The organism is Streptomyces sp. NPDC048389, assembly GCF_040706335.1.
GTDB lineage: Bacteria > Actinomycetota > Actinomycetes > Streptomycetales > Streptomycetaceae > Streptomyces.
Window position 1 is genome coordinate 40,873 of the sequence record NZ_JBEZKP010000028.1, and the last position, 18,301, is coordinate 59,173.

Here is an 18,301-nt window from a genome sequence, read left to right on the forward strand (position 1 = left end):
AAGGTACTAAGCGGTCGCTCAGAAGGTGGAGTGGTCGCGCGGTCGCCGGCACAGGGATTGACGGGCTTCAAGGGCGAGGAGAACCAGAATGTCCACCACCGAGCAGCGTGTGGCTGTCGTGACCGGAGGCGCGCGCGGCATCGGCGCCGCCACCGCCATCAGGCTCGCGGCCGAGGGCCGCGCCGTGGCCGTGCTCGACCTCGACGAGGCGGCCTGCAAGGACACCGTCGAGAAGATCACCGCGGCGGGCGGCAAGGCCCTGGCGGTGGGCTGCGACGTCTCGGACGCCGCCCAGGTGGAGGCCGCCGTGGCGCGTGTCGCCGCCGAACTCGGCGCGCCCACCATCCTGGTCAACAACGCCGGCGTGCTCCGCGACAACCTGCTCTTCAAGATGAGCGAGGCCGACTGGGACACCGTGATGAACGTGCACCTCAAGGGCGCGTTCCTGATGGCCAAGGCATGCCAGAAGCACATGGTCGACGCCGGTTTCGGCCGGATCGTCTCGCTGTCCTCCTCCTCGGCGCTCGGCAACCGCGGCCAGGCGAACTACTCGGCGGTCAAGGCCGGTCTGCAGGGCTTCACGAAGACCCTCGCCAAGGAGCTCGGCAAGTTCGGCATCACCGCCAACGCCGTCGCCCCGGGCTTCATCGTCACCGAGATGACCGCGCAGACCGCCGCCCGCGTGGGCATGGGCTTCGAGGAGTTCCAGGCCGCCGCCGCGACCCAGATCCCCGTCCAGCGCGTCGGCCGGCCCGAGGACATCGCGAACGCGATCGCCTTCTTCACCGGCGACGACGCCGGCTTCGTCTCCGGCCAGGTCATGTACGTGGCCGGCGGCCCGCTCAACTGAATCGGGGTTCGAACGACATGGCAGCACAGGCAGCAGGGGCGGAGCAGGTGCCGGACAGCGGCAAGGTCGCGCTGGTCACCGGGGCGAGCCGGGGTATCGGATACGGCATCGCGGAGGCGCTGGTCGCGCGCGGCGACCGCGTGTGCATCACCGGTCGCGGCGAGGAGGCGCTCAAGGAGGCCGTGGAGCGGCTCGGTGCCGACCGGGTCGTCGCGGTCGCGGGCAAGGCCCACGACGAGGCCCACCAGGCGGCCGCCGTCGAGCGCGCCATGGAGGCGTTCGGCCGGGTCGACTACCTGGTGAACAACGCCGGAACCAACCCGGTCTTCGGCCCGATCGCCGAACTCGACCTGGGCGTGGCGCGCAAGGTCTACGAGACCAATGTGATCTCCGCGCTCGGCTTCGCGCAGCAGACGTGGAAGGCGTGGCAGAAGGAGAACGGCGGTGCGATCGTGAACATCGCCTCCGTCGCGGGTGTCTCGGCGTCCCCCTTCATCGGGGCGTACGGCATGAGCAAGGCGGCGATGGTCAACCTGACCCTCCAGCTGGCCCACGAGCTCGCGCCCCGGGTGCGGGTCAACGCCATCGCGCCCGCGGTGATCAAGACCAAGTTCGCGGAGGCGCTCTACGAGGGCCGGGAGGCGGAGGCGGCCGCCGCCTACCCCCTGGGGCGGCTCGGAGTGCCGTCGGACATCGGCGGTGCGGCCGCGTTCCTCACGTCTCAGCAGTCGGACTGGATCACGGGGCAGACGCTCGTCGTGGACGGCGGTATCTTCCTCAACGCGGGAGTCCACTGAGGATCAGCGGACCGCCCTGGGGTGGTTTGTTCCGGAATGATCCAAGTGCCCCGCCGGGCCCGCACCTTGCCCCGGCGGGGCGCTGCGGTATGGTTCGCCGACCCATGGCTGAACGAGGAGCGTGCACGTGTTCTACCGGACCTGTCTGCAGGCCACTGCAGCCCTAGCGTCCATATCTCTGCTGGCAGGGTGCGGCCTGCTCTCGGACGAGGGCGCCGACAGTGAACAGAAGATCTCCGTCGGCACGACCAGTGAGCCCAGTACTCTCGACCCGGCCGCCGCCTGGGACGGCTCGTGGGAGTTGTACCGGAACGTCTTCCAGACGCTGGTGAGCTTCCCTACGGGGAGCACCGTGCCGCAGCCGGACGCCGCAGAGTGCCGCTTCGCAGACACCGGCAACAAGACCTTCGAGTGCGAGCTCCGCGAGGGCCTGTCGTTCACCAACGGCGACAAGCTCGACGCCGCCGCGGTGAAGCACTCCATCGACCGCATCAGGACCATCGACGTGCAGGGTGGTCCGAACGGTCTGCTCGGCTCCCTGGACAGGGTGGATACGGAAGGCGACCGAGTCGTCACCTTCCACCTCAAGACGTCCGACGCCACGTTCCCGTTCATCCTCGCCACCCCGGCCATGTCGATCGTGCCGCCCTCCGAGTACCCGGCCGACAAGCTGCGGGAGGACGGCAAGCTGACCGGCTCGGGACCGTACGCCCTCAACTCGTACAAGAAGGGTGACAGCGCGGAGCTGACCCGGTTCGCCAACTACAAGGGCTTCGCGAAGATCAAGAACGACGCGGTCACGATCCGCTACTTCGAGGACTCGGCCGTCATGATGACGGCCCTCAAGGAGCACGAGATCGACGCCATAAACCGTGGTCTCACGGCGGAGCAGGTCGTCGAGCTCCAGGAGAAGAAGCCGGAGAACGACCACCTCCAGCTCGTGGAGACGGTCGGCGCCGACATCCGCTACCTCGTCTTCAACCCCTCCGACCCGAACGCCCGCAAGCTGGCCGTCCGGCGCGCGATCGCGCAGGTCGTCGACCGCGACGCACTCGTCGAGAAGGTCTACAAGGGCACCGCCGAACCGCTGTACTCGATGGTCCCCAAGGGCATCGCCGGCCACACCACCGAGTTCTTCGACCGGTACGGCGAGCCGGACGTGGCCAAGGCGGAGAACATCCTCAAGGACGCGGGCATCACCGAGCCCGTGCCGCTGAGCTTCTGGTACACCACCGACCGCTACGGCTCCGCGACCGCGCCGGAGTTCACCGAACTCAAGCGGCAGCTCGAGGCCACCGGCCTGTTCGAGATCACGGTCCAGGGCAAGCCGTGGGACGAGTTCCAGAAGGGCTACCAGAACGGCGAGTACCCCGTCTTCGGCCGAGGCTGGTTCCCCGACTTCCCGGACCCGGACAACTTCATCGCGCCGTTCGTCGGTTCGGAGAACGTCCTCGGCACGCCGTACGAGGCGCCCGAGATCACCGAACAGCTGGTTCAGTCCCGCCGCGAGAGCGACCGCGGCGCGGTCACCAAGCAGTTCGAGAAGGCCCAGGAGATCCTCGTCGACGACGTCCGTCTGCTGCCGCTGTGGCAGGGCAAGCTGTACGTGGCGGCCAGCGAGGAGATCGGCGGCGGCGAGCGCTCCCTCGACCCGCAGACCGTCATGCAGGTCTGGGAGCTGTACCGCAAGGCCAGCTGGTAGCGGTCGGGCGCCGGCGGACGGACTGTCAGTGCCCCCGGGTAGGTTCTGAGAACTCGGTTCCCCGATCTCGGAACCGACCTACAGACGGAGGTTGTTGACGTGACCGACACCGACATGCTGCCCGAGTCCTGGCGCGGCGTCCTCGGCGAAGAGCTGCAGAAGCCGTACTTCAAGGAGCTCACCGAGTTCGTCGAGAAGGAGCGGGCGGACGGGCCGGTGTACCCGCCGAGCGCGGAGGTCTTCGCCGCACTGGAGGCCACCCCGTACGAGCAGGTGAAGGTCCTCGTCCTCGGCCAGGACCCGTACCACGGGGAGGGACAGGGCCACGGCCTCTGCTTCTCCGTGCGGCCGGGCGTCAAGACCCCGCCGTCGCTGCGGAACATCTACAAGGAGATGCAGGCGGAGCTCGGCCACCCCGTCCCGGACAACGGCTATCTGATGCCGTGGGCGCGCCAGGGCGTCCTGCTGCTCAACGCGGTGCTGACCGTCAGGGCGGGCGAGGCCAACTCCCACAAGGGGAGGGGCTGGGAGAAGTTCACCGACGCGGTGATCCGCGCGGTGGTCTCCCGGCCCGACCCGGCGGTCTTCGTCCTGTGGGGCAACTACGCGCAGAAGAAGCTGCCGCTCATCGACGAGGAGCGGCATGTCGTGGTGAAGGGCGCCCACCCCTCGCCGCTGTCCGCGAAGAGGTTCTTCGGCTCCCGCCCCTTCACGCAGATCAACGAGGCGGTCGCGGCCCAGGGCCACGCACCCATCGACTGGCGCATCCCCGACGTCGGCTGAGCGGTTCGGGCGACCGGCTGACAGGCACTCGGCCGGCGCCCGAGCCTGAGCGGGATCGGCGTCCGTGACCGCTAGCGTCGGTCTCCGGAGACCAGCGGTTCGCCGTGCGGACGAGGAGGCCACAGTGACGGAGCAGCAGGAGACGTCGCAGGACATCGTCATGACCCGGATCGGGCAGGCGATGATGCTGCTGCACGGCGGGGACCGCGAGGAGGCGCGCAATCGCTTCGCCCTGCTCTGGGCGGAGATCGGCGAGGAGGGCGACGCGCTCCACCGCTGCACCCTCGCCCACTGCATGGCGGACGTCCAGGACGACCCTGCGGACGAACTGGCCTGGGACCTGCGGGCCCTGTCGGCTGCCGACGGACTGAGTGTCGAGCGGCTCGCCCGGCACGGCCCGGCGCTCGCGGTGCGCGCGCTGTACCCCTCGCTCCATCTGAACCTCGCCGCGGACTACGTCAAGCTGCGCCGCCCCGGGGAGGCGCGTGCCCACCTGGAGCGGGCGCGCGCCTCCGCGGACGCCCTGGGCGACGACGGCTACGGCAACGGGGTGCGCGCCGCCATCGACCGGCTGGAGCGCACCCTGCGGGCGGGGTGAGCGGGTCCTGTCGCGGTCATTCGCCGGTGACGCCGTCGAGGTGCTCGCGCAGCAGGTCCGCGTGCCCGTTGTGGCGCGCGTACTCCTCGATCATGTGGGTGAGGATCCACCGCAGGCTGAAGCCCTCCGGATGGCGGCTGCGGGACGCGCTGACGTCGTCGAGCCCGTGCGCGGCCGAGACCTTGCGGGCCTCGGCGACCTCGGTGAGCCAGGTCTCGTGCGCCTGCGCCCAGGTGTCCCGGTCGGTGACGTGGAAGTCCCCGTCCCGGTCCTGCTCGGTGGAGTAGAGGTCAGGCAGCTCCAGGCCCTCCATGACCTCGCGGAACCAGTAGCGCTCGACTTCGGCGAGATGGCGCACCAGGCCCATGAGCGTGAGCCCGGAGGGAGCCAGTACCGCCTGCCGCAACTGCTCGTCGTCGAGACCCGCGCATTTCATGAGCAGTGTCTCGCGGTGGTAGTCCAAGAAGCCTTCCAGCAGGTCCCGTTCCGCGGCGGTGGTGGACGGCTCGGTGCGTTCGTCGGTTGTCATGGTGATCATCCTGCGGCACGCGGGACCGGCACTGCCACGGGTTATGTGAGCCCCGCGGCCCGCGGGCCCAGCATCCCGCGCAGCAGTTCGGCGAATCCGGTGCGCAGTTCCTCCCGGCTCGGCACGGCCGCGTGGTACGAGCCGGCCGCACAGGAGAACATCAGCCCCTCGCACCAGGCGATCAGGGTCAGCGCGTGGCGCTCCGGCTCCGGCGACCCCGCCTCCGCCATGAGCGCGCACAGCGGGCCGCGGAACCGGCCGCCGGTCCGGTCGTAGAACTCGCGCAGTTCCGGCCGCCGGGTCGCCTCCAGGGCCAGTTCGTAGCGGGCGACCAGGAGCCTGGAGTGCTCCGTCAGATAGCGGTGCAGAGCCAGTGCCAGTACGTCGAGGAGACAGCTCCCGCCCCCGCCCCCGAGCACGGCCGGCATCTCCGTCACGGTGAGCACCGCCGCCTCCCGCTCCGCCAGTCTGCGTACCGCCGCCTCCAGGAGGGCCTGGCGGGTGCGGGCGTGGTTGGAGGTCGAGCCCTGTGGCAGCCCCGCCGCCTCGTCGACGGCGCGGTGGGTGAGTCCGCGCATACCGCGCTCGGCCAGGAGCGCGAGTGCGGTGTCGGCGATCAGTTCTGCGCGTGGGGTGCCGGATGGGGCGGTGCGTGCGGCCATCAGGCCAATCTACCGTCGTGACTACAGCTGTAGTAGCGTGCGAGGCGTCACTACAGGTGTAGTAGCCGAGGAGGAGCAGCCATGCCTGCACCCCGCACAACCGCTCACGCAGTCGTCGTCGGCAGTGGGATCGGCGGCCTCACCGCGGCCGTCGCCCTGCGGCAGCGCGGCTGGGAGGTCACCGTCCTCGAGCGGGCCCATTCGCTGGAGCCGGTCGGCGCGGGCATCGGGCTCGCCCCCAACTCCCAGCGCGCCCTCGACGTCATCGGCCTCGGCGACGAGATCCGTGACCTGGCCGCCTGGCAAGGCCCGGGCGGCATGCGCAACCCGTCCGGCCGCTGGCTGTCGCGCACCGACAGCGCCGCCGCCGCTGAACGCTTCGGCGGCCCCCTCGTGCTCGTCCACCGCGCCACCCTGATCGACCGCATCGTCCGCCGCCTGCCCGAAGGGGCCGTCCGGACCGGCTGCCCCGCAGAACTGGCGGACGCCGGGACCGCCGGCGGCAGACCGGCCCGGGTCACCACACCCGACGGCGACATCGAGGCCGATCTCGTCATCGGCGCCGACGGCATCCACTCGGCCGTCCGCCGGGCGATCTTCCCGCGCCACCCCGGCCCGGTCTACGCGGGCTTCACCACCTGGCGCACGGTCGTCCCCGCACCCGAGCAGCCCTTCGAACCCCATGAGACCTGGGGCGCCGGAGCGCTCTGGGGCACCCAGCCCCTCAAGGACGGCAGGGTCTACGCCTACGCGGCCGCCGTGGCGCCCCCGGGCGCACACGCCGCCGACGATGAGCAGGCCGAACTGCTGCGCCGGTTCGGCGACTGGCACGACCCCGTGCCGGGCATCATCGCCGCCGCCGAGCCCGGTCGCCTGCTGCGCAACGACGTCCACCACATGACCACGCCCCTCCCGGTCTTCCACCGCGGCCGCACCGTGCTGCTCGGCGACGCGGCGCACGCGATGGCCCCCACCCTCGGACAGGGCGGCAACCAGGCCGTCGAGGACGCCGTCGTCCTCGCCCACCACACGGGCGACGGCCAGGACCTGGGCGCCGGGCTCGCCGCCTACAGCGCCGAACGACTGCCGCGCACCACGGCGATCGTCCGCAAGTCGGCACAGGTCGCCCGGCTGATGTCCCTGACCGGCAGGCCGGCCGTCGCCGTCCGCGACACCCTGCTGTCCGCGGTCTCCCGCCTCGGCCCCGGCGTCGTGCTCCGGACCTTCGACGGCATCGCCGACTGGCACCCGCCGCGGCGGACGTATGCTGCCGGAGCACAGGACGCGCACACCGGACAGGGCGGGCGCGAAGGACGACCGGCACGGCACTGACCGGGCCGGACATGTGAGGGGGCCCAGTGAAGGTCGGCTGCATCGGTCTCGGCGACATCGCGCGGAAGGCGTACCTGCCGGTGCTCACGACCCTGCCCGGGGTCGAACTGCACCTGCAGACCCGGACGCAGGCCACCCTGGCCCGTACGGCGGAGACCCACCACATCCCCGCTTCCCGGTGCCACGCCGACCTCGACTCCCTCCTCGCCCAGGGCCTGGACGCCGCCTTCGTCCACGCGCCGACGTCCGCCCACGCCGAGATCGTCACCCGGCTCCTCGAAGCCGGCGTCGCCACGTACGTCGACAAGCCGCTCGCCTACGAACTCGCCCACTCCGAGCGGCTGGTGGCCCTCGCGGAGGAACGCGGCACCAGTCTCGCCGTCGGCTTCAACCGCAGGCTCGCCCCCGGCTACGCGCAGTGCCTGGAGCACCCGCGCGACCTGATCCTCATGCAGAAGAACCGCGTCGGCCTCGCCGAGGACCCCCGCACGCTCGTCCTCGACGACTTCATCCACGTCGTCGACACCCTCCGCTTCCTCGTCCCCGGCCCCGTCGAACACACCGACGTGCGGGCGCGGATCGTCGACGGGCTCATGCACCACGTCGTCCTCCAGCTGTCCGGCGACGGGTTCACCGCCATCGGCACCATGAACCGGATGAGCGGCTCGGCCGAGGAGATCCTCGAGGTCTCCGGACACGACTCCAAGCGCGAGGTCCGCAACCTCGCGGAAATCGTCGACCACAAGGGCCAGCCGAGCATCCGGCGGCGCGGCGACTGGGTGCCGGTGGCCCGCCAGCGCGGCATCGAGCAGGCGGTGCACGCCTTCCTCGACGCCGTGCGGGCCGGAAAGTTCCTCAGCGCCCAGGACGCGCTGAAGACCCACGAGCTGTGCGAACGGGTGGTCCGGCTGGCCCTGGAGCAGCAGGCCGCCTGAGCGCCCGTACGCCGCCGACGGCGCCCAGCGCCACCAGCAGCGCCAGCGAGGCGTACACCGGCCAGTCCCCGTAGCGGACGTACAGCGTCGTGCCGCTCACCAGCGGTACGTCGTACACCGCCGCGGTGCTCGCCTCGGTCGGGAGCGCGGCGCCGACCTGCCCGCCGCCCGCCGCGTACACCGCACTCACACCGGTGAGCGTGGCGTGCACCATCGGCCGGCCGCTCTCCGCCGCCCGCAGCGCCGCCAGCGACGCGTGCTGCTCGGGGGCCCAGCTCTCCTGGAACGACGAGGTCGCCGACTGGGCGACCAGCACCTGCGCGCCGTCCCGCGTCAGCCGCCTGCTCATGTCGGGGAACGCCGACTCGAAGCAGACCAGCGGCCCGATCCGCACACCGCTGTCCGGCAGCGACATCACCACGGGGGAATCTCCGCGCAGCCGGTCCTCGCCCGCCGCTCTGCCGACCGACGTGACCCAGCCCAGCACGGACCTGGCCGGGATGTACTCACCGAACGGGACGAGCCGCATCTTGTCGTACCGGTCTCCGGTCGGGCCGTCGGGACCGACGAGCACCGAACTCTTGTAGATCCCCGGCGGACCGGTCGCGCCCTCACTGCGGGCGTCCACATTGGCCAGGATCGGGGCCCCGACGTCCTCCGCCAGGGCGGCGAGCCGGTCGGCCAGGTCCGGTCGGCGGGCCAGGTCCGCCCCGACACTGCTCTCGCCCCAGACCACCAGGTCCAGCTCGGTGCCGGCCAGGTCACGGGTCAGCTCCTCGCCGCGGTCGAAGCGCCGCTCGGCGCTCAGCATGCCGCCGACGACCCCCGGCTGGACCACGGCGACCCGCAATCCGCCCGTTTCCCGCGGTACCGGCGCCCACACCCACGCCGACGTGACGGCCGTCGCGCACAGGACGGCCCCCGCCACCGCGGGCGTACGGGCCGACCGGACCGCCACGAGCAGCACGGCCACCGTATTGACGGCCACCACCAGCAGGCTCGTGAGCCAGACACCGCCGACCGAGGCCAGCCGCAGCGCCGCTCCCACCTGCCACTGGCTCGCGCCCAGCAGCCCCCAGGGGCCACCCAGCCCCTCCCAGGAGCGGATCAGCTCGATCATCAGCCACCCCGCCGGTACCGCGGCGACGGCCGCCGCCGCGCGGGCCGTCGACGGACCGCCGCCGAGCATGGTGCGCACCAGAGCGCCCCACGGCGCCCAGAGCAGCCCGAACAGCGCCGCCAGCACCAGCAGGAAGACATGGAGGCTCGGCAGCAGCCAGTGATGGACGGCGACCACGAACCCGACACCGCCGAGCCAGCCCTCGACCGCCGCTCGCCGGGCCGTGGGCGCGGTGCGCAGCAGCAGCATCCAGGGCGCCAGCGCCACATGGGCGAACCACCACAGCGACGGTTCCGGGAAGGCCAGTGCGGGCAGGGCGCCGGCGACGAACGCGGCCGCCCCGCGCGCCCCGGGCGACCCGAGGACGGGGACGGACCGCCCGTCGCGCCGCCTCGTGTGCAGCCGACCGCCGACCGCAATCCGCATGCCGCGCCTCCTCGTCCGGCATCGAGGGGCCCGAAGCCGTTCATCACAAGTGTGCGCGAAGATCGGCTCCGGGAGACAGCGCATCGCCCGCGCCTCAGCCGCTTCCCGGGGCGCCCGCCGTACCTGTGCGCCGCCACTTCTCCTCGATCACCACGGAGCGCAGCCGCCAGCCGTCCGCCGCCCGGGCCATGCCGAATCGGTAGCGGCCGGCCGACACGAAGTCCTCGCCCGACCCGGTCCGCATCGGATTGAGGTAGTCCGCCCGCACCTCGGCCCGATCGCCCGGATACCCGTCGAGGTCCTCGATGCTCACTCGCCGGTTGACGATCAGGTGCTGGCGTACGGGGAAGTGCCCCATCGTCCGGGAGAGCCACCGGGCGACCTCGGCGGCAGGCCCTTCGATGCCGCCGGACGCACGGTAGTCGGCCCGGCCGTCCGCCGTGAACAATGCTCGGTAGGCGTCCCAGTCGCCGTCGTCGACGGCTGCCGCGTAGCCGGTGACCACGTCGTCGAGGGCGAGTCTGTCCATCACGGTCGCGAGATCCACGCGCTGTGTCATCGGGTCAGTGTCGGTGAGGCGGCCCGCCGGGCCAAGAGCCGTGCGGGCCACGTGTCGCCGACCGACCGGAACCGGCCGTGCCCGGCCCGCGTCGGCCGCCACCGACCCCGGCCCCGCCCGGCCGCTGCGACCCCGGCCCCGCCCGGCCGTGACCCGGGCTCGGCCTGTCCCGGGGCCGCGACCGCGGCCCGGCCCGCGTCGGTGGCGCGGAGCTGCGGGGCCTTCGCCGGACGTCAGCGCCGTACGGCCTTCAGCACCACGAACTTGGGGTCGCTCGCGACCACTTCGCAGTTGCCGAACAGCCGCTTGAGGCGCACGTGGTAGCCGAGGTGACGGTTGCCGACGACCCACAGCTCGCCGCCGGACCGCAGCGCACGGCGCGCGTCGGCGAACATCCGCCGGGCCGCCGTGTCGGTCGTCGCCCGGTGCGAATGGAACGGCGGATTGTTCAGTACGAGGTCCACCGACTCGTCCGGGAGCGCGGACAGGCCGTCCCCGACCACGAACTCGGCCGTTCCCGACGGCACGTTGTCACCGAAGGTCGCCTCCGCCGAGGCCACCGCGGAGAAGGACTCGTCGGTGAACGTCACGGCTGCGTCCGGGTTGGCCAGCGCCACCGCCGTACCCACCACGCCGTTGCCGCAGCCCAGGTCCACGACGCGCTCGGGGCCCCGGCTGCGCGGCAGGTGACGCAGGAAGAAGCGGGTGCCGATGTCGAGGCGCTCCGCGCAGAAGATACCGGCGTGGTTGGTCACGGTACGGCCCGCGAGGACGCCGGTGTCGGACGGCAGGGCATACCGCAGCGGCCAGGGGCTCCCGGTCCGGGGGAGCCCCGGCTCCGGCGTGCAGAAGATCAGCCGGGCCTTCTTCGCCGCGAGCGACGTCCTCGTCGGCCCGATGATGCGCTCGAACAGCTTGAGCGTGGACGTGTGGATCTCCGTCACCATGCCCGTGCCGATGACGACGGTGTCCGCGTGCACGGCCGGGGCCAGGCGGTGCAGCTGGTCCTCCAGCAGGGCGAGGCTCTTCGGCACCCGGACCAGCAGTACGTCGACGCGCTTCGGCGGCTCCTGCCTGGCGGTGAGCAACCGCACGGCGCCTGCGGCCACGTCGTTGCGGGCCAGGTTGACGCGGGTCGCCTGCTGCCCGAGGAACGAGTCGGAGATCTGCGTGACGGGGCCGGCCGCGTGCGCCGCCAGCGATGTGACGAGCGCCCCCCACCGGTCGCCCACGACGGCCACCGTGCCCGACAGGCCGGTGGGTGGGGTGTCGTCGGTGCCGTGCAGATGCCGCAGCAGATACTCGTCGGCGGCGTCCCAGGCGCGCAGCGTGTCGCGCGGGTCCTCGGGGAAGCGGGCGAGCTCGCAGGCGCCCCATGACGTGGTCAGACGGTTCATCGTGCGCCCAGGCTAGCCGGTGCTACGCGGCGGGCCGTACGTCCTCCTGTGCCGCGGCAGCCCACTCCACGACCAGTGCCTCGTACTCCGGGCGCCGGTCTTCGGGAAGTGTGCCGTCGGCCCACAGCTCTCGGATCCGGATGTTCAGCTCGGACGCGGACATCAAGGTTTCGGGTTCGGACTCGCGGGGAAAGGTGGACATGGCTCCAGGTTACGGCCTGGCATCGGCACACGTCTTCACCGCCAACTGGCGGCTCAGCCGCCCGACTCACCCGCCTGAGGGCTGAGAACCCCTGCTCCCACCAGCGCGAACAGCAGGATTCCGAGCAGGATCCGGTAAATCACGAACGGCATGAAGCTCTTCGTAGTGATGAATTTCATGAACCACGCGATCACCGCGTAGCCCACACCGAAGGCGATGAAGGTCGCGAAGATCGTCGGCCCCCACGACACATGGCCCTCGCCGGCCTTCCGCAGCTCGAAAAGCCCGGAGGCGAGTACGGCCGGAATCGCCAGCAGGAACGAGTAACGGGCCGCCGCCTCACGGGTGTAGCCCATCAGCAGACCGCCGCTGATCGTCGCGCCGGAGCGGGACACACCCGGGATGAGGGCCATCGCCTGGCAGAAGCCGTAGATGAGACCGTCCCGCACGCTCAGGTCCTTCAGCGTCTTGCGCTCCTTGACCACCCGGTGGCGGCCGCCCGCCTCGTCACGCGCGGCGAGCCGGTCCGCGATGCCGAGGACGATGCCCATGCCGATCAGGGTGGTGGCGATGAGCCGCAGATCACGGAACGGGCCCTCGATCTGGTCCTTGAGCGTGAGTCCGAGCACACCGATGGGCACCGAACCGATGATCACCAGCCAGCCCATCCGGGCGTCGGGGTCGCCGCGCATCGCCTTGTCGGTGAGCGAACGGAACCAGGCCGACAGGATCCTGCCGATGTCCTTGCGGAAGTAGATGAGGACGGCGGTCTCCGTGCCGATCTGGGTGATCGCGGTGAACGCGGCCCCCGGGTCCTGCCAGCCGGCGAACGCGGCGGTGAGCCGCAGATGCGCGCTCGAGGAGATGGGAAGGAACTCCGTAAGCCCCTGGACGAGCCCGAGGACGAGTGATTCGAACCAAGACATGAAAGCTGGGCCACCCAAGGCTGGTCACGGTCTGTCAGGGCACGGCGTAGGCGTGCGACCCGTGAGATACGACTCACGGAGGTCAGCGGGCCCGCGCCGGTGGCAGCGTAGCGTCCCAAAGTGAAGCGCTTGCCGCGGGGCCCGCCCTGCGGGCGACTGAGGGGTGCGGGTGGGCGCCCGGTCAGACCCCGGGGTGGCGGGTGGCTGCCGGGGGCGAGGGACACGGGTCCGGTTCCGGGGCGGTGGGCGCGGGCCGGCGCTCGGCGCCCCGCAGCCGGTGGCGCTTGGTCCAGGCGACCGTCGCGGCCGCCAGGCCCGTCATCACGATGAATCCCGTCGCGATCAGGAACACCGGCGACGTCGGGGATCCGGCCCGGCTGCCGGCGATCACGTACGCCGCCGTGTTCGGGATCGAGCCGAGGCCGGTCGCCAGGAGGAAGGGCAGACAGCCCATGCGGGAGACGGCCGCGCAGTAGTTGGCTGCGGCGAACGGTACGCCCGGGAACAGGCGTATCGCCAGCATGGAACGGAAACCGTGCCGGCTGAGCTGCCCGTCGGCAGCCTTCAGCCACCGCCCCCGCAGCAGCGGCCGGAGCGCGTCCTGCCCGAGCAACCGGCCCAGGGTGAAGGCGATTCCGGCCCCCACCACCGTGCCGGCGATCGCCGCCACGAGCCCGGCCTGCGAGCCGAACAGCGCGCCCGCCGCCAGATTGAGGATCGGACGCGGCACGAACGCGGCGGTGCACATCCCGTACCCCACGCCGAACAGCACCACGGCCGCCGCACCGCTCAACTGCGGCCAGCCCGCGGAGAGCAGTCTCTGCGGCTCGTAGAGAACCACCGTCACCGCGGCGGAGGCCAGCAGCACCGCGAGAAGGGACAACCGGGACCAGGGCGAGAACAGGGCCCTGGTGCAGCGGACGGCGAGACCGGATGCCGGCCCGGGGACGAGGTCGAGCATCCGGGGAGACTAGCCGACACCGGTGTGTGATCGCCGTAACGTGTGCCGTATGACGCACGTCGCACCGCACGCCGTACCGCGCAGCGATCTCGCCGACACCGTCATGGAACGGCTCGTCGCCGTGTATCCGGCCGCGGCGGACGAGGCCAGGGCCGCGCAGGCCGCCGCGTACATGAAGGGCGTCGCCCCGTTCCTCGGCATCCCCACGCCCGCACGCCGGGCCCTGTCCCGTACGGTCCTCGCCGGCACGCCCCGGCCCGGCGAGGCGGACTGCACGGCCGTCGCGCTGCGCTGCTGGGCGCTGCCCGAGCGCGAGTACCACTACTTCGCCGCCGACTATCTGCGCCGCCACGTCGGCCGCTGCTCCTCCGGCTTTCTGCCCGTGGCGCACCGGCTGATCACGACCGTGTCGTGGTGGGACACCGTCGACGTGCTCGCCGTGCACGTCGTCGGACCGCTGGTGGCCGCCGATCCGGCGCTCGCGTCCGTCATGGACGCATGGATCGACGACGAGGACGAATGGGTCGCTCGCACGGCGCTCCTCCACCAACTGCGCTTCCGAGAGGAGACGGACGGCGAAAGGCTGTTCCGATACTGCCTCCTGAGGGCGGACCACCCGGGCTTCTTCATCCGCAAGGCCATCGGCTGGGCGCTGCGGGAGTACGCCAGGACGGATCCCGACGCTGTACGGGACTTCGTCGACGGGGCACGCGAGCGGCTGTCCCCGCTGTCGGTGCGCGAGGCGCTCAAGCATCTGTGACGCGGCGGGTGCGCCCCGCCCGACCGTCGGTCGCCGCAGAACCGCCCGACCGTCGGTCGCCGGAAAACCGTTCGACTCCGTATGGGGCCCGGGGCGATCATCGACGCATGTTCCGGTACGCCTTCCTCGCAGCGCCGTCCGCAGTCGCGGACGCGCCGAAGGCTGCCGCCTCACCCGCAGCCGGTGCTGTCGTGACCGCCGCAGCCGGTCCCGTTTCCGTTGCTTCTGCCAGGGCCGAAGCCGGCGCGGCCGATGCCGCCGCGGCGCCCTTCGACGGCGCCCGAAGCTGACCCTTCCCGGATCGTCCGCGGACCCCGCAGGGGGAGGGTCGGACAGACCCAGGGGTCCCGACACATTCCGAGTTCCGGGAAGGAACGACCTCGTCATGCCCAAGACGGCATACGTGCGGACGAAGCCACACCTCAACATCGGCACCATGGGCCACGTCGACCACGGCAAGACCACGCTGACCGCTGCCATCACCAAGGTCCTCAGCGAGCGCGGGAGCGGCACATTCGTGCCGTTCGACCGGATCGACCGGGCGCCGGAGGAGGCCAGTCGCGGCATCACCATCAACATCGCGCACGTCGAGTACGAGACCGACACCCGCCACTACGCCCACGTGGACATGCCGGGTCATGCCGACTACGTCAAGAACATGGTCACCGGCGCCGCGCAGCTCGACGGGGCGATCCTCGTCGTCTCCGCGCTCGACGGCGTCATGCCGCAGACCGCGGAGCACGTACTGCTCGCCCGCCAGGTCGGCGTCGACCACATCGTCGTCGCCCTCAACAAGGCCGACGCGGGCGACGACGAGCTGACCGACCTCGTGGAGCTCGAGGTCCGCGACCTCCTGACCGCGCACGGCTACGGCGGCGACGCCGTGCCGGTGGTGCGGGTCTCGGGGCTGCGGGCGCTCGAGGGCGACCCGAACTGGACCGCCGCGATCGAGGCGCTGCTCGACGCCGTCGACACGTATGTGCCGATGCCCGTCAGGTACACCGACGCGCCGTTCCTGCTCCCGGTGGAGAACGTCCTGACCATCACCGGTCGCGGAACCGTCGTCACCGGAGCCGTCGAGCGGGGCACCGTGCGCGTCGGCGACCGGGTCCAGGTGCTCGGCGCGGACACCGAGACGGTGGTGACCGGTCTGGAGACCTTCGGCAGGCCGATGGAGTCGGCGGAGGCGGGGGACAACGTGGCGGTGCTTCTGCGCGGCGTCCACCGCGACCAGGTGCGCCGCGGTCATGTGGTCGCCGCGCCCGGCAGCGTCGTGCCGAGCCGGCGCTTCACGGCGCAGGTCCATGTGCTCTCCGCGCGCGAGGGCGGCCGTGCCACGCCGGTGTCCACCGGCTACCGGCCGCAGTTCCACATCCGGACCGCGGACGTCGTCGGGGACATCGACCTCGGCGAGGCGGGCGTGGCACGGCCCGGCGACACGGTCGGTCTGACCGTCGAGCTCGGCCGGGACATACCGCTGGAGCCGGGGCTCGGCTTCGCGATCCGCGAGGGCGGGCGCACGGTGGGCGCCGGTACGGTGACGTCCGTGCTGTAAGGGCTGCAACGGCTGCGGCTGTGGAGGTCGCCGTGTCCGTGGCCCTGGGGGTCGCGGTGGCTGCGGCGGCGGAGCGCGGGGCGGGACAATGGGCCGGTGAACGAGCCACACCCCGTCCTGCGCGCCGTCGACGGCGGCACCGCCAAGCTCATGCCCGACGTGGACCGTGAGCGCGCCTGGCTGCTGACCGTCGACGGCGCGCCGCAGTCGTACGTCGACCTCGACGATCCCGCGCACCTCGAATTCGAGTACGTGCGCAGGCTCGGCCATGTCGTCGACTGTGCAGCCGAGGAAGGGGCGCCGCTGTCCGTACTGCACCTCGGAGGCGGCGCGCTCACCCTGCCCCGCTACGTGGCCGCGACCCGACCCCGGTCGCGGCAGGACGTCGTCGAGGCCGACGCCGGGCTTGTCGCGCTCGTCGCGGAGCATCTGCCGCTGCCGGACGGCTCGGGCGTCACCGTGCACCGTGCCGACGCCCGTACGTGGGTCGAGGGCGCGGCCCCGGACTCCGTGGACCTGATCGTCGCCGACGTCTTCGGCGGCTCACGGGTCCCGGCGCACCTCACCACCGTCGCCTACGCGCGGGCCGCCGAGCGGGTGCTGCGGCCGGACGGCGTCTACGCGGCGAACCTCGCGGACGGCGCGCCGTTCAGCTTCCTCCGCTCGCAACTGGCCACCTTCGCGGAGGTGTTCGCGGAGCTGGCGCTGATCGCGGAACCGTCGGTGCTGCGGGGGCGCCGCTTCGGCAACGCGGTCCTGCTCGCGTCGCAGGCCCCGCTCGACACGGGGGCCCTGGCGCGGCGGGCGGCGTCCGACGCGTTTCCGGCGCGGGTCGAGGAGGGCCGCGCGGTGGCGCGGCTACGGGGTGATGCGTCGCCGGTCGACGACGCCTCGGCGACGGCGTCGCCGGAGCCGCCGGAGGGGGCGTTCACGGTGGGTTGAGGGGTGCGGGCGTGTGCAGGTCTTTCCCTCCCCGCCCCTTCCCGCAACCGGGGCAAGCCCCGGACCCGTACGGCCTTCGGCCGTGCCCTCAATCGCCGGGCGGGCCGGATTTCGCTCCACGAAATCTGCCTCGCCGCGGATACCTCCCACGGCTGCCTGGCCGTGGAGGAGTGTGAGGCGCGGGTCCGGGGGCGGGGTCCCGGAACGTCAGCCCGTGGACGAGCCGCCGGCCAGTCGCACCGTGCCGAGGATCTTCTGGATCGTCGCGTCGGGCACCTCGTCCGGCACACCGGTGTTGGAGTACAGCACCCAGCTGGCGAAGTCCCCCTTCGCGTTCTTGAAGCTGAACGCGACCGACTTACCGTCGGTCTCGCACTTGTTCTCCTTCTTGACGCCCTTGGCCGTGGCCGTGGAGACGCTGCCCTTGAGGCCGGACGTCGTCGTGTAGTCCTGGGCCTTGGTGATCTTGACCGTGCCCTTCGGCTCGGTCTGGGCGTAGGCGGCCCAGGCCCAGTTGCCGGCCTCGTTGTAGGCGGCCTCCGCCGTGTTCTTGGCACCCTTGCCGCCCTTGGTGCCGGTGCTGGCCAGGCCGTAGTCCTCTTCCCGGCCGTCCTTGTCGGTGTCGATGACGCACCACTTGCTCTTGAGGTGGGCCGGGGCGGACATGACGACGACGGGCGAGCCGTCGCCTTCCTTCTCGTCCTCGAAGCCGGTGGCCGTGCCGGAGCTGGAGACCTCCCACTCCGCGGGCACGTCGAACTGGGTCCCGTGCTTGGGGTTGGTGACGACCTTCCAGCCGGCGATGGTGGGCTCGGCCTCAGCGCCGCGCGGCTTCCCCGTCGGTGGGGGAGCGGGTGCCTCGGAGGACGACTCCGACTTCTCCGGCTCGGCCGGCTTCGAGGCCGCGGCGTCGCCGCCCTTGCCGGACGTCTTCTCGTCGTCGGGCAGCACGACGAATCCGGTCACGACCGCGGTCGCGACCACGGCCGTGGCGGCGACGATCGCGACGATCGTCGTCTTCTTCTTCTCGTCGCGGGGCGGCTGCGGCGCCCCCGGCATCTGGCCGGGCACGGCGTACTGCGGCGCGGTCGGCTGCTGGTACGGGTTGGGCTGCTGGTATCCCGGCTGCTGATAGGGATTCGGCTGCTGGTACCCCGGCTGCTGGTACGGGTTCTGGTCCTGCGGGTTCTGCTCGCCCCCGGGCGGCTGCTGTCCTGGCCACATGGCGAGAACGATAGAGGTGCGGGTCCGGCACTTCTACGTCC

The 18,301-nt window shown here is 71.8% G+C and carries 19 protein-coding genes; 10 read left to right on the forward strand and 9 right to left on the reverse strand.

The annotated features are described in order from the left end of the window. Window positions 1–88 precede the first annotated feature (88 nt). From fabG to AB0903_RS20140, 5 genes are all read left to right on the forward strand, one after another. Window positions 89–850 carry a 3-oxoacyl-ACP reductase FabG gene (gene fabG, locus AB0903_RS20120; RefSeq protein ID WP_366704580.1) on the forward strand — a complete coding sequence of 254 codons (762 nt, stop codon included), beginning with the start codon at window positions 89–91 and terminating at the stop codon, window positions 848–850. Window positions 851–867: 17 nt separating this feature from the next. Beyond that, on the forward strand, window positions 868–1,647 hold the full coding sequence (locus AB0903_RS20125; protein WP_366704582.1) for an SDR family oxidoreductase: 780 nt from the start codon (window positions 868–870) through the stop codon (window positions 1,645–1,647). A gap of 127 nt (window positions 1,648–1,774) precedes the next feature. Next, the gene (locus tag AB0903_RS20130) at window positions 1,775–3,349 is read left to right on the forward strand and encodes an ABC transporter substrate-binding protein (protein ID WP_366704584.1); all 1,575 of its coding nucleotides are present in this window, start codon (window positions 1,775–1,777) and stop codon (window positions 3,347–3,349) included. A 99-nt stretch (window positions 3,350–3,448) separates the two neighbouring features. Then, on the forward strand, window positions 3,449–4,132 hold the full coding sequence (ung, locus tag AB0903_RS20135; protein WP_366704586.1) for a uracil-DNA glycosylase: 684 nt from the start codon (window positions 3,449–3,451) through the stop codon (window positions 4,130–4,132). 124 nt (window positions 4,133–4,256) lie between these two features. Then, complete coding sequence (locus AB0903_RS20140; RefSeq protein WP_366704588.1) at window positions 4,257–4,730, forward strand: hypothetical protein; 474 nt, start codon at window positions 4,257–4,259, stop codon at window positions 4,728–4,730. Window positions 4,731–4,746: 16 nt separating this feature from the next. On the opposite strand, the gene AB0903_RS20145 is transcribed toward AB0903_RS20140, so the two are convergent. After that, entirely contained in the window at window positions 4,747–5,259 is a 513-nt protein-coding gene (locus tag AB0903_RS20145) for a DinB family protein (protein ID WP_366704590.1), read from the reverse strand. A 41-nt stretch (window positions 5,260–5,300) separates the two neighbouring features. Continuing rightward, window positions 5,301–5,921, reverse strand: coding sequence for a TetR family transcriptional regulator (locus tag AB0903_RS20150; RefSeq protein WP_366704592.1), 621 nt, complete (start codon window positions 5,919–5,921; stop codon window positions 5,301–5,303). An 81-nt stretch (window positions 5,922–6,002) separates the two neighbouring features. On the opposite strand from AB0903_RS20150, the gene AB0903_RS20155 reads away from it, so the two are divergent. Together AB0903_RS20155 and AB0903_RS20160 are read left to right on the forward strand one after the other, a co-directional pair. Then, window positions 6,003–7,253, forward strand: coding sequence for an FAD-dependent monooxygenase (locus AB0903_RS20155; protein ID WP_366704594.1), 1,251 nt, complete (start codon window positions 6,003–6,005; stop codon window positions 7,251–7,253). Window positions 7,254–7,279: 26 nt separating this feature from the next. Then, window positions 7,280–8,188 carry a Gfo/Idh/MocA family oxidoreductase gene (locus AB0903_RS20160; protein WP_366704595.1) on the forward strand — a complete coding sequence of 303 codons (909 nt, stop codon included), beginning with the start codon at window positions 7,280–7,282 and terminating at the stop codon, window positions 8,186–8,188. On the opposite strand, the gene lnt is transcribed toward AB0903_RS20160, so the two are convergent. The 6 genes from lnt to AB0903_RS20190 form a co-directional block, all read right to left on the reverse strand. After that, window positions 8,109–9,734 (reverse strand): apolipoprotein N-acyltransferase, encoded by a 1,626-nt coding sequence (lnt, locus tag AB0903_RS20165; protein WP_366704597.1) that lies wholly within the window; start codon window positions 9,732–9,734, stop codon window positions 8,109–8,111. The two genes, AB0903_RS20160 and lnt, sit on opposite strands and share 80 nt — an antisense overlap. Before the next feature lie 94 nt (window positions 9,735–9,828). Continuing rightward, window positions 9,829–10,293, reverse strand: a complete 465-nt coding sequence (locus AB0903_RS20170) for a nuclear transport factor 2 family protein (RefSeq protein WP_366704599.1) — start codon at window positions 10,291–10,293, stop codon at window positions 9,829–9,831. Between the two features lie 233 nt (window positions 10,294–10,526). Further along, window positions 10,527–11,690, reverse strand: coding sequence for a methyltransferase (locus tag AB0903_RS20175; RefSeq protein WP_366704601.1), 1,164 nt, complete (start codon window positions 11,688–11,690; stop codon window positions 10,527–10,529). Between the two features lie 22 nt (window positions 11,691–11,712). Then, window positions 11,713–11,892, reverse strand: a complete 180-nt coding sequence (locus AB0903_RS20180) for a hypothetical protein (RefSeq protein ID WP_366704603.1) — start codon at window positions 11,890–11,892, stop codon at window positions 11,713–11,715. A gap of 53 nt (window positions 11,893–11,945) precedes the next feature. After that, a complete protein-coding gene (locus tag AB0903_RS20185; RefSeq protein WP_366704605.1) occupies window positions 11,946–12,818 on the reverse strand; it encodes an undecaprenyl-diphosphate phosphatase in 873 nt (290 codons plus the stop codon). 181 nt (window positions 12,819–12,999) lie between these two features. Then, window positions 13,000–13,779, reverse strand: a complete 780-nt coding sequence (locus AB0903_RS20190) for a TVP38/TMEM64 family protein (RefSeq protein WP_366704607.1) — start codon at window positions 13,777–13,779, stop codon at window positions 13,000–13,002. A gap of 49 nt (window positions 13,780–13,828) precedes the next feature. Here AB0903_RS20190 and AB0903_RS20195 point away from each other — a divergent pair, with 49 nt between their 5' ends. From AB0903_RS20195 to AB0903_RS20205, 3 genes are all read left to right on the forward strand, one after another. Continuing rightward, entirely contained in the window at window positions 13,829–14,539 is a 711-nt protein-coding gene (locus tag AB0903_RS20195) for a DNA alkylation repair protein (protein WP_366704609.1), read from the forward strand. Between the two features lie 385 nt (window positions 14,540–14,924). After that, window positions 14,925–16,094, forward strand: a complete 1,170-nt coding sequence (tuf, locus tag AB0903_RS20200) for an elongation factor Tu (RefSeq protein WP_366704611.1) — start codon at window positions 14,925–14,927, stop codon at window positions 16,092–16,094. A 96-nt stretch (window positions 16,095–16,190) separates the two neighbouring features. After that, entirely contained in the window at window positions 16,191–17,036 is an 846-nt protein-coding gene (locus AB0903_RS20205) for a fused MFS/spermidine synthase (protein WP_366704613.1), read from the forward strand. Window positions 17,037–17,243: 207 nt separating this feature from the next. On the opposite strand, the gene AB0903_RS20210 is transcribed toward AB0903_RS20205, so the two are convergent. Next, window positions 17,244–18,260: a hypothetical protein gene (locus tag AB0903_RS20210; RefSeq protein WP_366704615.1), complete on the reverse strand. Its 1,017-nt coding sequence runs from the start codon at window positions 18,258–18,260 to the stop codon at window positions 17,244–17,246. Window positions 18,261–18,301: the final 41 nt, after the last annotated feature.